The organism is Allobosea sp. GW821-FHT03A12 (genome assembly GCF_058986765.1).
Window position 1 is genome coordinate 1202584 of the sequence record NZ_JBYSVZ010000003.1, and the last position, 12275, is coordinate 1214858.

The following is a 12275-nucleotide window of genomic DNA, read 5'->3' on the forward strand; positions in this document are numbered from 1 at the left end:
GAGGGCATAACAGGGCAGTATCCAAAGCATAAGTACGCACAATTTTTATACCAGATTGGAGCTGAAGATGCGTCCTTCGCTCAAGGACATCCCCTATGTCTGGTGCCCGGTTGAGGCGACGATCGACGTCATCGGCGGCAAGTGGAAGGCGCTGATCCTGTTCCAGCTGACGCAGGGACCATGCCGCTTCAACGCGCTGCGCCGGCTCCTGCCGCATGTGACGCAGCGGATGATGACCCTGCAGCTGCGGGCGCTGGAGGAGGACGGCATCATCTCCCGGAGCGTGCAGGAAACGGTGCCGCCCAAGGTCGAATATGCGTTGACCGAGCGTGGCTGGGCGCTGGCGCCGATCTTCGAGGCGATGACGCTGTGGGGACAGGCGCATGGTTCGCGCCGGTCCGAGCCGGCCTGAGCCCGCGGCAACATTCCGCTTGCGCCGGCTCCGGAACGGCGCGAACCTGCCTTCCGACATCCCTCTTCGACGGCCGCCCGACCCTGTCGGGCCTGAGCGACCGCCGCCTTTCCGGCGTGGGCGCTCCATTCCCGTTCCCGCCGGTCAACCGCCGCCTCGGACGAAAAGGCCCCCAGGCCGTCATCCGCGCGCGGCCAGAACCGAAGGAGGACGACATGGCTGCGACTGCCAGCACTGGAGGAAACCCATCCGGCGTCAGAGGCAGGGGGCCGCGATGCATCGCGCTCGTCGGTCCCTTCCAGAGCGGCAAGACCAGCCTGTTCGAGAGCATATTGGAGCGTTGCGGCGCCGTCTCGCGCGCCGGCTCCGTCAAGACGAAGAACAGCGTCGGCGACTCTTCGCCCGAGGCGCGCTCGCATCAGATGAGCACCGAGCCCAATGTCGCCAGCGTCGACTTCATGGGCGAGCGCTACACCTTCATCGACTGCCCCGGCTCCGTCGAGTTCCTCCAGGAAATGCGCCATGTCCTGCCGGCGGTCGATGCCGCGGTGGTGGTCTGCGAGGCCGATGACCGCAAGGCGCCGGCGCTGGAGCTCGTGCTGCGCGAGCTCGAGGAAGCCGACATCCCGCGCTTCCTCTTCCTGAACAAGATCGACACCGCCTCGCGGCGCGTGCGCGAGACGCTCGGATTGCTGCAGCGCGCCTCGCGGACGCCGCTGCTGCTCCGGCAGATCCCGATCTGGCAGGGCAGCATCGCCGTCGGCTTCATCGACCTCGCGCTGGAGCGGGCCTTCATCTATCGCGAGCACGCGCCGAGCGAGGTCGTGCCGCTGGCGCCCGAAGAGGTCGAGCGTGAGCGCGACGCCCGCTTCTCGATGCTGGAGAAGCTCGCCGACTACGACGACGAATTGATGGAAGGCCTGCTCGGCGACATCGAGCCGCCGCGCGACCTCGTCTTCGACGATCTCGCCCGCGAGCTCAAGGAGCGCCACGTCGTGCCGGTGCTGATCGGCGCGGCCGAGCGCGGCAACGGCGTGACCCGCCTGCTCAAGGCGCTCCGGCACGAGGCACCGCCTCTGGAGGTGACGCGTGGGCGGATCGGCGTCGTCGACAGCGGCGCGCCGCTGGCGCTGATCATGAAGACTTGGCAGTCCGGCCAGGGCGGCAAGCTCTCGCTGGCGCGCGTGTTGCGCGGCCGGATGGCGGAAGGCGATGTGATCACCTCCTCCGGCGGTGTCGAGGCCCGCATTGCCGGCGTGCTCGAGCTCAAGGGCGCCGAGCAGCAGCGCCGCCCGGCGGCGGAGGAGGGCGAGACCGTCGCCTTTGCCCGGCTCGAAGGCGTCCGCACCGGCGACGCGGTCGCGGTCGGCAAGGTCCGGCCCGATGTCGTCAGCGCCGTCGCGCCGCCCGAGCCGGTTCATGCGCTCTCGGTCGGCGTCAAGGATCGCAAGGACGATGTCCGGCTCACCACCGGCCTCGCCAAGCTGATCGAGGAGGATCCGGCGCTCGCGCTGGAGCACCATCCGGAGTTCGGCGAGATGCGTCTCTCCGGCCAGGGCGAGATGCATTTGCGTGTCGCGCTCGAACGGCTCGCTGGCCGCTACGGCGTCAATGTCGACAGCGGCGCGACGCAGATCGGCTATCGCGAGACTCTGCGCGGCAAGGCGAGCGCCCGCGGCCGGCATCGCAAGCAGAGTGGCGGCCATGGCCAGTTCGGCGATGTCGTGCTCGAGATCGCGCCGCTGCCGCGCGGGGAGGGCATCCGCTTCGTCGACCGCATCACCGGCGGCGTCGTGCCGAAGCAGTACATCTCCTCCGTCGAGGCCGGGGTGCGCGATTATTGCCAGCGCGGCCCGCTCGGCTTCCCGCTCGTCGATATCGAGGTGACGCTGACCGACGGCTCCTACCATACGGTCGATTCCTCCGACATGGCCTTCCGCCAGGCGGCGCGCATCGCGATGGGGGAAGCCTGCCCACAGGCCAGGCCCGTGCTGCTGGAGCCGATCCTGGCGGTCGAGATCGTCATTCCCTCGGACGCGATGTCGCGGGCCTCGGCGATCGTCTCGGCCAGGCGCGGCCAGATCCTCGGCTATGATGCGCGGCCGGGCTGGCGTGGCTGGGACCAGATCAACGCGCTGATGCCGGAGGCGGAGATGGCCGGGCTGATCGTCGAACTGCGCTCGGCGACGGCGGGGGTCGGCTCCTTCAGTGCCCGCTTCGACCATCTCGCCGAGCTCGCCGGCAAGCCGGCGGATGCGGTGGTCGCGGCGCAGGCGATGGCTCAGGCGCGCTAGAGGCCATCCAGCCTGCCGGCGAGGTAAATTGGCCGGAACAGAAGTAAATAGACTAAAGTCTATGAACTAAAAGATGATGACGATTCCCCGGTCAGGCCGTTCCAGCCTGACCGGTTTCCGCCCGGGCGTTGCGGTGGCGCTTGGCTTGCCAGCCGGTAAAGCACTGCCATCACCCAGTTGCAGTATGAAGGTTTATATGTAAACCTTTTTGGCGGCGGGTGCTTGCGCCCGCCTTTAGGCTTGCGCAGTGTAGCGCGGGACAATCGGACGGTGCGGACCATGCCGGCGGGCAGCCGGTGTCCGCCGCGCGGCATCGACACCCGGCAACAGGGCGGGCCGCAGAGGGAGGATGAGGATGACGGCTCTTTCCGCGGTTCCGGTGGCATCGGATGCGCGCCCCTGGCTGGCGCATTATCCACCGGCCGTGCCGCCGGTGATCGACGAGGCAGGGATCGGCACGCTCGCCGACCTGATCCGCAACGCCTGCGAGGCCTACCCCGATCGCCAGGCCTTCGAGAGCTTCGGCAAGTCGATCACCTTCGCCGAAGTCGGGCGCGCGGCACGGGCCTTCGCCGCCTGGCTGCAGGCGCAGGGTTTCAGGAAGGGCGACCGCATCGCGCTGATGATGCCGAATATCCTGGCCAATCCGGCGACGATCTTCGGCACGCTGCTCGGCGGCTTCACCGTGGTCAATGTCAATCCGCTCTACACCGCCCGCGAACTGACCCACCAGCTCAACGATTCCGGCGCACGCGCGCTGGTGGTGATCGAGAACTTCGCCCATGTCGTCGAGGAGGCGCGGCCGAACCTCAAGCTCGACGCCATCATCGTCGCCACCGCCGGCGACCTGATGGGCTTCAAGGGGACGATCGTCAATTTCGTCGCCCGCAAGATCAAGAAGGTGGTCAAGCCCTACAACCTGCCGGGCGCAGTGCCGCTGAAATCGATCTTCGCCGCGCCGTCGCAGATGAGCCCGGTCGCGGTCGCGCCCGAGGACGTCGCCTTCCTGCAATACACCGGCGGCACCACCGGCGTCGCCAAGGGCGCGACGCTGACTCACCACAACGTCGCCTCCAATGTTGCGCAATGCGCGCTCTGGCTCGGCTGGGAGCTCGAAGCGCCGCACGGCCGCGACGACTATCAGCACGTCATGGTGACGGCGCTGCCGCTCTATCACATCTTCGCTTTGACCTGCTGCTGCATGTTCATGCTGCGCATCGGCGCCAAGAGCCTGCTGATCGCCAACCCGCGCGACATCGCCGGCTTCGTCAAGATCCTGAAGGGGAGCCGGTTCACGCTCTTCTCCGGCGTCAACACGCTCTACAACGCGCTCGCCAGCCATCCCGAGATCAAGGATGTAAACTTCTCGGAGCTGCGCTTCGCCATCGCCGGGGGCATGGCGACGCAGGCAGCCGTCGCCAAGCGCTGGAAGGAGGTCACCGGCCGGCCGATCATCGAGGGCTATGGCCTGTCGGAGACCTCGCCGGTCGCCTCGGTGAACCGCACCGATATCACCGAGTTCACCGGCACGATCGGCTATCCGCTGCCCTCGACCGACTTCGCCATCCGCGACGCCGAGGGCAACGACGTGCCGGCCGGCCAGCCCGGCGAGATCTGCATCCGCGGGCCGCAGGTGATGGCCGGCTACTGGAACCGGCCCGACGAGACTGCCAAGGTTATGACTGCGGACGGCTATTTCCGCTCCGGCGATGTCGGCGTCTTCCTGCCGGATGGGCAGATCAAGGTCGTCGACCGGATGAAGGACATGGTCCTAGTCTCCGGCTTCAACGTCTACCCTAACGAGGTCGAGGACGTGTTGGCCAAACACCCCGGCGTGCTCGAATCGGCGGTGATCGGCCTGCCGGATGAACATTCCGGCGAGGCGGTCACAGCCTTCGTGGTCAAGCGCGACGCGGCCGTCACCGCCGAAGAGCTGCGCGCCTTCTGCAAGGAGAATCTCACCGGCTACAAGGTGCCCAAGCAGATCATTTTCCGGGATTCGCTGCCCAAGACCAATGTCGGCAAGGTGCTGCGCCGGGCGCTGCGCGAGGAGATCGCCGCGCAGAAGGGGTGAATCCACAGCCTTCATCGTGAGGAGACCGCGTTAGGGGCCGCCTCGAAGGATGAAGGCTTCAGGAGGGAGCGGGCCTTATTCCGGCGCGTGGATCGTCGCGCGCAGGGCCTTGAACTGCGGCAGGGCGGCGGCGAGGCTGGCCGGGTCGGTGGCGCAGATCAGCGCGGTGCGGCCCTTGGCCGTCTCCAGGGTCGAGGTGAACATGCGCACATTCTGCGCGTTCGGCCCGGCCTTGGGCGTTACGATCAGCTCGACGCCGGTGAAGCCCTGGTGCTCGAACAGCTTGAAATCGGAGACGGTGCCGATCGTCTCGAACATCTCGCGATAGAGCTGCTGCCACTCCGGCCTGGTCATCTGCTCGTTGACGATGTCGCGCGTCAGCTGGGCGTTCTGCGTCGAGGGCTTGAAACCGAGCGTGCAGAGATGGCCGGTGCTGTTCACCGCCTTGGGCGTGCCGGTCTTCGAGGAGATGTCGATCGTCACGTCGAATTGCGGATGCGGCTTGCCGGCTTCCGCCTTGAAGCCGGCAGGCGGCGCAACCGAAAGCCCGCTCGCGGCGTCGCCATAGGATTGCGCGGCGGCGCCGCCGGCGGACAGGATGGCGGCGAGGGCGGCGGACAGGCGAAGCGATCTGGTCATGGTCACGGGCTAGTTCCGGATTGCGACGGCAGCGAGACGGATGAAGCGCTGCCGGCTATGGCCGGGGAGGGGAGCCCGGTCAAGCAGCCAGCAGCGATTTGCCGGCCTGGGCATGGGCAGTCACCGGCAGGATCTGGCCGGGTGCGACGCCATGGCCGAAGCGCACCAGGGTGAAGTCCTCGGCCCGGCCGGTATCGCCGCGCTCGGTCAGGACCGAGAGCGGCCGGCCGATACGCGCGGATAGATGCCGGGCATGGGCGGTCTCCGCGGCCTCCCGAAGACGGGCCGCGCGCTCCTTGATCTCGCCGCCGGCGACCTGCGGCATGCGTGCGGCCGGCGTGCCGGGCCGCGGCGAGAACGGGAAGCCGTGGACATAGGACAGGCCGCAGTCCTCGATCAGCGCGAGCGTGCGGGCGAACATCGCCTCGTCTTCGGTCGGGAAGCCGGCGATCAGGTCGGCGCCGAAGACGATGTCGGGCCGCAAGGCACGCATCTCCCTGCAGAAGACGACCGCGTCGCTGCGGCTGTGCCGGCGCTTCATCCGCTTCAGCACGAGATCGTCGCCCGATTGCAGCGACAGGTGCAGATGCGGCATCAGCCGCGATTCCCCGGCGATGAGATCGCGCAGCTCGTCGTCGATTTCGACCGCATCGAGCGATGACAGGCGCAGGCGCTTCAGCTCGGGCAGGGCGGCGAGGATCGCGCCGACAAGCGCGCCGAGCGTCGGCCCGTCCGGCCGCTCCCGGCCAAAGCTCGTCAGGTCGACGCCGGTCAGCACGATCTCGCTGGCCCCCTCGGCGACGAGGCGGCGCGCCTGCGCAACGACTTCGCCGACCTCCGCCGAGCGCGCATTGCCGCGTCCGAGCGGGATGACGCAGAAGGTGCAGCGATGGTCGCAGCCGTTCTGCACCTGCAGGAAGCCGCGCGTGTGCTGGCCGAGTGCCTGTGTGCGGTGAGGAGTGGCATCGCGCACCTGCATGATGTCGCCGACTGCGATCTTGCTGGCCGGCTCATCCTGTGCGCTGGCAACGCGCAGGCTGTTGGAGCTTGCAAGCATCCGCCAGCTCGCTGCGTCGAGTTTCTCGGCATTCCCGAGCACTCGCGCCACCTCCGGCATGGCGGCGAAGCGCTCGGGCTCGATCTGTGCGGCACAACCAGTCACCACGATCGGGCGCTCCGGCATCTCACGAGCGAGCCGGCGGATCGCCTGGCCGGCCTGGCGCACCGCCTCCGCCGTCACGGCGCAGCTGTTGATCACCGCGACGTCGGAGAGGCCGGCAGCCCGTGCCTGTCGCTCGATCGCCTCGCTCTCGACGATGTTCAGCCGGCAGCCGAAGGTGACGAGCTCGACGCCCATCAGGCGACGGCGGCGAAGAGGCCGGGCTCCAGTGCGCCCTCCCAGTCGAGCGCGGCCGGGCCGGTCATCAGCACATGGCCGTCGCTCTCGCGCCACTCGATCACGAGGTCGCCGCCGGGCAGGCTGACAGTCGCCTTGCGCTCGGAAAGCTCGCGGCGCACGGCGGCGACCAGCGCCGCACAGGCGCCCGAGCCGCAGGCCCGGGTGATGCCGGCGCCGCGCTCCCACACCCGCAGCACGATATGGTCCGGCGCCTTGACCGCGGCGAGGCCGATATTGGCGCGATCCGGGAAGATCGGGTGGTTCTCCAGCAGCGGGCCGATCTGCTCGAGATTGAAGCGATAGGGATCGTCGACGAAGAACACCGCATGCGGATTGCCCATGCTGACTGCGCAGGGCGTATGCAGGATCGGATCGTCGATCGGCCCGATCTGCAGTTCGAAGCGGCTGGTGTCGTCGAAGGGCTCGGCCAGCGGGATCTCGTCCCAGGCCAGGCGCGGCGCGCCCATGTCGACGGTGAAGACGGCCTCCGACAGCCGCGCCACCGGCAGCAGCCCGGCCTTGGTCTGCAGCAGGAGGCCGTCACGCCCGGCTTGTCCCATCTCGGGGTCGGCGGTCATCGCCCAGGCGACGCAGCGCGTGCCGTTGCCGCAGGCGCCGGCTTCCGAGCCATCGGTGTTGTAGATGCGGACATAGGCGTCGGTTCCGGACACCTTGGCGTCGTGCAGGACCATGAGCTGGTCGAAGCGGGTCTGCTCCTGGCTCGCGATCGCGCGCGCCTCGCTTTCGGAGACGACGTGCTTCGTCCCGCGCAGATCGAGCACGGTGATCTCGTTGCCGAGCCCGTTCATCTTGAGGAACCGGCGATTGGCGAGGGCGTTCATATCGTCACAAGTCCATGATGCTGGCGGTATATGAGGGCGATGCCGAAAAAATGCCACCCTTCGCGATCTTCCTGCCGTAACGGGATCGTCGTAGCTTGCGGCACGGCGCGAATCGGTCGTGTCAGCTCGGGACATTCGGGTATGCGGCAGTCGAGATTCAGCGCGCTTTTCATGGCGCTCGCCCTTGCCTATCCGGCCGCTGCGCAAACGCGCGTCGCACCGCCCACAGCCGTGGAGAGCACGCCGCTCGCCGCGCCGCCGGGAACGGCGACGCCGGCTCAGAACGCGCAGCCGGCCCAGCAGGCGCCAACACAGAGCCAGGGCGCCCAGCCGGTCCAGGCCGAGCCGCAGCCGGTGCAGCCGCCTCCGGCGCCGCAATCACCCGTGACGCCGCAGCCGGTCCAGCCCGCTCCTGCGGCGCCGGCCGAGCCGCAGCCCGTCCAGCCGCCCCCGACCTTGCCCAGCCCGCAGCCGGCCCCGCCCGTGCAGCAACAGCAGACCGGTACGCCCGATTCGAACGCGACGCTCGCCGGCAAGAAGGGCGATCCCTCCGATGTCGACGAGATTCAGCTGACGGCCAAGCCGGTGCTGCTGTTCGCCGGACAGGCGAGCTGGGACCAGGGTTTCCAGAAGCTGGCCGAGACCATCGCGCTCCTGCGAGCGGAGGCCGACAAGGCCGGTTTGAAGGTCGCGGGTCGGCCGCTCAGCCTGTTCGTCGAGACCGACGACAACGGCTTCAAGTTCGAGGCGATGCTGCCGGTCGACAAGGCGGCGACGACGCCATTGGCGAATGGCGTGCGCAACGGGCAGTCGCCGGTCGGCCGCTCCCTGCGCTTCGTCCACACCGCGCCCTATGACGACATCGATTCGACCTATGAGACGATCACGGCCTATCTCGAGGCCAAGAACATCGTCGTGAAGGACGCCTTCCTCGAGGAGTATGTCAGCGACCTCAAGGACCCCGGCGATCCGAACCTCGAGATCAACGTCTACGTCCAGCCGAAGTAAGGCAGCGCCTTTCCCGTCATGGTCGGGCTTGTCCCGACCACCCACATCACGGTCCGGCCTTCACGCTTCCCACACCAGCCCTGGCCGCATCGGCCGGAAGCGTTCCTCCGGCAGCCCCGCCTGCTCCAGCGCGATCGTGAGCGCCTCGGGCGGGCGGGTGACGCCTTCGTCGGTGAGCTGGAAGGTGCCCCAATGGTGGCCGAGCGCCTGCTCGGCCCGCAATGAGCGCATCACCTTGACCGCCTCTTCCGGGTTCATGTGGTTGTCGCTCATGAACCAGCGCGGCTCATAGGCGCCGATCGGCAACGCGGCCAACCGGAACGGACCATGCTCTTGGCCGAGCCGCTCATAGAGCGAGCCGTCATGATAGCCGGTGTCGCCGATATGGAAGAGCTTGCCGGCCGGCGTCTCGATCACGAAGGAGCACCACAGCGCCATGCGCCGGTCGAAGGCGCCGCGGGCCGACCAGTGATAGCTCGGCACCAGCGTGGTCGCGACCTTGTCCGACAGCTCCAGCCGCGCACCCCAGTCATGCGCTTCGGCCCGCATGCTAGCCTCGCGCGCCTTGACGATCACATCGTTGCCGAGCGGCATGATCATGCGCGGGTTGTCGCGGGCATGGACCAGCGCCAGCGTCTCGACGTCGAGATGGTCGTAATGGTTGTGCGTGACCAGCACGATGTCGATCTTCGGCAGGTCATTGAACGCGACGCCCGGCGCGTTCACCCGCTTCGGCCCGAAGAAGGAGAACGGGCTGGCCCGCTCCGAAAAGACCGGGTCGATCAGGATGTTGAGACCGGCGACCTGGTAGAGGAAGGAGGCGTGGCCGAGATGGACGACGCGCAAGCCCTCGACGCGGGCCGGCGGCTTGTCCTGCGGCGGCGCCTCGTATTGCGCAGGGAAGACCTCGCGCTCGCGCTTCGAGAGCTGCCAGCGCAGCACATCGGCCAGACCCTTGGTGACCGGCCGGCCGTCAGTGAAGACCAAGCCATCGAAATGGTCGCTGACCGGGCCCTGGTAATAGGGATTGCGCGAGCGCGCATAGGAGGCCCAGGCGAAGCCGGAGGAGCCGAGAAGGGCGGGGATGCCGAGGAGGCGCAGGAGCTTGCGTCGGGTCATGGCATAGTCAGGTTGTGCGCGGACCGCGCAGCGTCAAGGCCATGCCGTCCGTTTCAACACAACTTGATCGCCGTCACGTGCAGCCAGCGCGTCGACTCCTTGTCATAGCTGCCGCCTTCATCCTCCTCGATCTCGATGCGATCCCAGCCGTCCTTGCCGTAGGCCGTGCGCAGCCATGCGGCGTCCGGATAGTTGAAGAAGCGGCCGAAGCGGTCGCGGCCCTCCGCCTCGCCGGCCTTGTAGCTGGCGTAGAAGACGCCGCACGGCCGCAAGGCCCGCTGCACCCTGGCGAGGATGCCGGCCAAGGTCGAGCGCGGCACATGCAGCAAGCAGGCATTGGCCCAGACGCCATCGAAGGCCGCATCCGCCGCAAGGTCTTCGAACAGCAGCACCGAGACCGGCCGGCGCAGGCGCTTCTGCGCCTCGGTTGCGAGCTCGGGCGAGCCGTCGGTCGGGGTGACGTCGAGGCCGAATGCGAGCAGGGCTTCGCTATCCTGCCCGCCGCCGCAGCCGAGTTCGAGCACCTGGCCGCCGGCGGGCAATTGCTCGGCGAAGCGTCGCAGCCGCGCCTCGCCGAGTTTGCGGGCGCGCCCGGCATACACCTCGGCTTCGGCTCCGTAGAAGCCGAGCGTGTCCGCGTCACGTTCGCTCATGCCTGATGTCTCAGTTGCTGCCCGAGCGCACCGCGACGGTGGCGATGCCGGCTCCGATCAGCAGCGTGCCGCCGGCCTTGTTGAACAGGCCGATGGCGCGGGGATTGCCGACGAGGGTGCGGGCGCGCGAGGCGATCAGCGCGTAGCCGAAGGCGTTGGCGAAGGCGAGGGTGATGAAGGTCGCCTCGAAGATCAGCATCTGCGTCCAGAAATCCGCTTTCGGATCGAGGAACTGCGGTAGGAAGGCGACGAAGAAGGTGATGCTCTTCGGGTTGAGCGCCGTCACCAGCCAGGCATGGCCGAGCATCTTCAGCGCCGAGGTCGCGTCCCGGCGCGGCTCGGCATCGAGGCTGCCGCCGGCGCGGAAGAGCTTGACGCCGAGATAGATCAGATAGGCCGCGCCCGCCCATTTCAGCGCGGTGAAGATCGTTGCGGAGGCGGCCAGCAGCGCGCCGACGCCGAGCATGGACAAGGTCATCGCGGTGAAGTCGCCGAGCGCGACGCCGACCGCCATCGGCAGGGCGGTGCGCCAGCCCTGGCCGAGCGCGTAGGAGATCACCAGCAGGATGGTCGGGCCGGGGATGACGAGGAGGACGGCGGTGGCGGCGGCGAAGGCGGCCCAGGCTTCGAAGGTCATGATGTGAAGGCTCCGCTAAAAACCAGAGCCATCACCAGAGCGGGGCGCTTGTAAAGCGGAAATTTTGGCGGCGCCCGGCGCCGCCATTCTCGGCCTGGTCAGCGGCCGGCACCGTTGATGATGCGGCAGAAGGCGGTACGAATATAGGCTTCGTCGGAGACCTGGCCGCTCTGGAGCTGGTAGAAGATCTCGACGATGGTCCCGTTGCCGGCCTTGCGCGCGGTTCCCTGAAGGCGCTGCAGCCGGCCCGAGCCTGCGCCGTCCTTGAAGCCCGTCACGGTCCCTTCCTCCTGATCGACCGTGACGTCCGAAAAGCCTTCCGCGGCCATGCCGCGCTTCAGCCCGTTGAGCGCCTTGGCCGGAGCGGCTTTGACGATGCCGGAGGCGCGGTAGTTGATCCCCGTCAGGAAAGGCTCGCCGCCTGCCGCGAATGTCTTCTCGCAGCTCTGGGCGAGGGCGCCGGTAGTGCCAGAGAGCAGGAACAGCGCGACCCCGGCACAGGCAATAGTCGTCTTCATCGTTCTCAATCCCATCTCGAATCGGCGGCGCCGACAGCGCCGCGCATTTGTCGATGTCTGGGCCGGTTTAGAGCGGCGCGCCCCAGCGGAAGGTCGTCGTCCCGCTGCCACGCACCGGCACCAGCGGTCCCGCCGACATTTCCTGTCGCTTCTCCGGATCGCCTGCCAGCACCAGCGTCCACCAGGCGCCGTAGCGGGTCTGCGGGTTCTTCGCCAAGGCGATGCCGATGCGCGTCGCCTGCGGCATCGAGAGATTGGCCTCGTGGCCGGACGATTTCTTCCAGCCGTCGAAGGCTTCCTGTGTCGAGTAGTAGCCGGCGCCGAGATTCTCCGCGGCGCGCACCGTGTCGAGGCCGGCGGCATTCACGCGGGAATTGAAGCTACCGGCGGCGCTGTGGGAGAGGTCGTCGCTCGCCGCCATCGCATCGGACTGGTGCTGGGCCATCGCGGTCAGCGTCGAATCGAGCCTGACAGGGCCGAGACCCTTGCCGGCGCGATAGGCGTTGAGGATGCGCACCGCCTCGGCCGGATCGGCCTTCACCGCGGCGAGGCGCTCGATCTTGCGTGGGCTCGGCGCCGTGGTTTCGCGCTGCGTCCCGGCGCAGCCGGCCAGAAGCAGGGCGATGAGGAGGGCTGCGCCCGAATGTCTTGTCATGCGATCGATCTCGGCATTTGCTGTC

Annotated in this window: 12 protein-coding genes; 4 read left to right on the forward strand and 8 right to left on the reverse strand. The window is 68.0% G+C overall.

The features are described 5' to 3' along the window. Positions 1 to 67 precede the first annotated feature (67 nt). From AC3WLC_RS13245 to AC3WLC_RS13255, 3 genes are all read left to right on the forward strand, one after another. A complete protein-coding gene (locus tag AC3WLC_RS13245) occupies positions 68 to 412 on the forward strand; it encodes a winged helix-turn-helix transcriptional regulator (RefSeq protein ID WP_493684360.1) in 345 nt (114 codons plus the stop codon). Between the two features lie 215 nt (positions 413 to 627). After that, on the forward strand, positions 628 to 2706 hold the full coding sequence (locus tag AC3WLC_RS13250; RefSeq protein WP_493684361.1) for an elongation factor G: 2079 nt from the start codon (positions 628 to 630) through the stop codon (positions 2704 to 2706). Between the two features lie 355 nt (positions 2707 to 3061). After that, a complete protein-coding gene (locus AC3WLC_RS13255) occupies positions 3062 to 4780 on the forward strand; it encodes an AMP-binding protein (protein ID WP_493684362.1) in 1719 nt (572 codons plus the stop codon). A 75-nt stretch (positions 4781 to 4855) separates the two neighbouring features. On the opposite strand, the gene AC3WLC_RS13260 is transcribed toward AC3WLC_RS13255, so the two are convergent. The 3 genes from AC3WLC_RS13260 to dapF all read right to left on the reverse strand — a co-directional run bounded on the left by AC3WLC_RS13260 (position 4856) and on the right by dapF (position 7660). Continuing rightward, the gene (locus AC3WLC_RS13260) at positions 4856 to 5425 is read right to left on the reverse strand and encodes a hypothetical protein (protein ID WP_493684363.1); all 570 of its coding nucleotides are present in this window, start codon (positions 5423 to 5425) and stop codon (positions 4856 to 4858) included. A 73-nt stretch (positions 5426 to 5498) separates the two neighbouring features. Further along, on the reverse strand, positions 5499 to 6776 hold the full coding sequence (gene mtaB, locus AC3WLC_RS13265) for a tRNA (N(6)-L-threonylcarbamoyladenosine(37)-C(2))-methylthiotransferase MtaB (RefSeq protein WP_493684364.1): 1278 nt from the start codon (positions 6774 to 6776) through the stop codon (positions 5499 to 5501). Then, positions 6776 to 7660, reverse strand: coding sequence for a diaminopimelate epimerase (gene dapF, locus AC3WLC_RS13270; RefSeq protein WP_493684365.1), 885 nt, complete (start codon positions 7658 to 7660; stop codon positions 6776 to 6778). Before dapF ends, mtaB begins: the two co-directional genes overlap by 1 nt. Before the next feature lie 171 nt (positions 7661 to 7831). Here dapF and AC3WLC_RS13275 point away from each other — a divergent pair, with 171 nt between their 5' ends. After that, complete coding sequence (locus AC3WLC_RS13275) at positions 7832 to 8668, forward strand: GyrI-like domain-containing protein (protein ID WP_493684366.1); 837 nt, start codon at positions 7832 to 7834, stop codon at positions 8666 to 8668. Between the two features lie 60 nt (positions 8669 to 8728). Here the strand turns inward: AC3WLC_RS13275 and AC3WLC_RS13280 are convergent, their stop codons facing one another. From AC3WLC_RS13280 to AC3WLC_RS13300, 5 genes are all read right to left on the reverse strand, one after another. Next, positions 8729 to 9787 carry an MBL fold metallo-hydrolase gene (locus tag AC3WLC_RS13280; protein ID WP_493684367.1) on the reverse strand — a complete coding sequence of 353 codons (1059 nt, stop codon included), beginning with the start codon at positions 9785 to 9787 and terminating at the stop codon, positions 8729 to 8731. A 53-nt stretch (positions 9788 to 9840) separates the two neighbouring features. Then, the gene (locus AC3WLC_RS13285) at positions 9841 to 10440 is read right to left on the reverse strand and encodes a class I SAM-dependent methyltransferase (RefSeq protein ID WP_493684368.1); all 600 of its coding nucleotides are present in this window, start codon (positions 10438 to 10440) and stop codon (positions 9841 to 9843) included. Positions 10441 to 10450: 10 nt separating this feature from the next. Then, entirely contained in the window at positions 10451 to 11077 is a 627-nt protein-coding gene (locus AC3WLC_RS13290; RefSeq protein WP_493684369.1) for a LysE family translocator, read from the reverse strand. A 98-nt stretch (positions 11078 to 11175) separates the two neighbouring features. Continuing rightward, entirely contained in the window at positions 11176 to 11595 is a 420-nt protein-coding gene (locus AC3WLC_RS13295; protein ID WP_493684370.1) for a hypothetical protein, read from the reverse strand. Positions 11596 to 11662: 67 nt separating this feature from the next. Beyond that, the gene (locus AC3WLC_RS13300) at positions 11663 to 12250 is read right to left on the reverse strand and encodes a CAP domain-containing protein (protein WP_493684371.1); all 588 of its coding nucleotides are present in this window, start codon (positions 12248 to 12250) and stop codon (positions 11663 to 11665) included. Positions 12251 to 12275 lie beyond the last annotated feature (25 nt).

Coding starts and splice junctions, on each gene's coding strand:
- AC3WLC_RS13255 (WP_493684362.1), top strand. CDS start 3,062: ATGACGGCTCTTTCCGCGGTTCCGGTGGCATCGGATGCGCGCCCCTGG.
- mtaB (WP_493684364.1), bottom strand. CDS start 6,776: ATGGGCGTCGAGCTCGTCACCTTCGGCTGCCGGCTGAACATCGTCGAG.
- AC3WLC_RS13245 (WP_493684360.1), top strand. CDS start 68: ATGCGTCCTTCGCTCAAGGACATCCCCTATGTCTGGTGCCCGGTTGAG.
- AC3WLC_RS13285 (WP_493684368.1), bottom strand. CDS start 10,440: ATGAGCGAACGTGACGCGGACACGCTCGGCTTCTACGGAGCCGAAGCC.
- AC3WLC_RS13295 (WP_493684370.1), bottom strand. CDS start 11,595: ATGAAGACGACTATTGCCTGTGCCGGGGTCGCGCTGTTCCTGCTCTCT.
- dapF (WP_493684365.1), bottom strand. CDS start 7,660: ATGAACGCCCTCGCCAATCGCCGGTTCCTCAAGATGAACGGGCTCGGC.
- AC3WLC_RS13250 (WP_493684361.1), top strand. CDS start 628: ATGGCTGCGACTGCCAGCACTGGAGGAAACCCATCCGGCGTCAGAGGC.
- AC3WLC_RS13290 (WP_493684369.1), bottom strand. CDS start 11,077: ATGACCTTCGAAGCCTGGGCCGCCTTCGCCGCCGCCACCGCCGTCCTC.
- AC3WLC_RS13280 (WP_493684367.1), bottom strand. CDS start 9,787: ATGACCCGACGCAAGCTCCTGCGCCTCCTCGGCATCCCCGCCCTTCTC.
- AC3WLC_RS13275 (WP_493684366.1), top strand. CDS start 7,832: ATGGCGCTCGCCCTTGCCTATCCGGCCGCTGCGCAAACGCGCGTCGCA.
- AC3WLC_RS13300 (WP_493684371.1), bottom strand. CDS start 12,250: ATGACAAGACATTCGGGCGCAGCCCTCCTCATCGCCCTGCTTCTGGCC.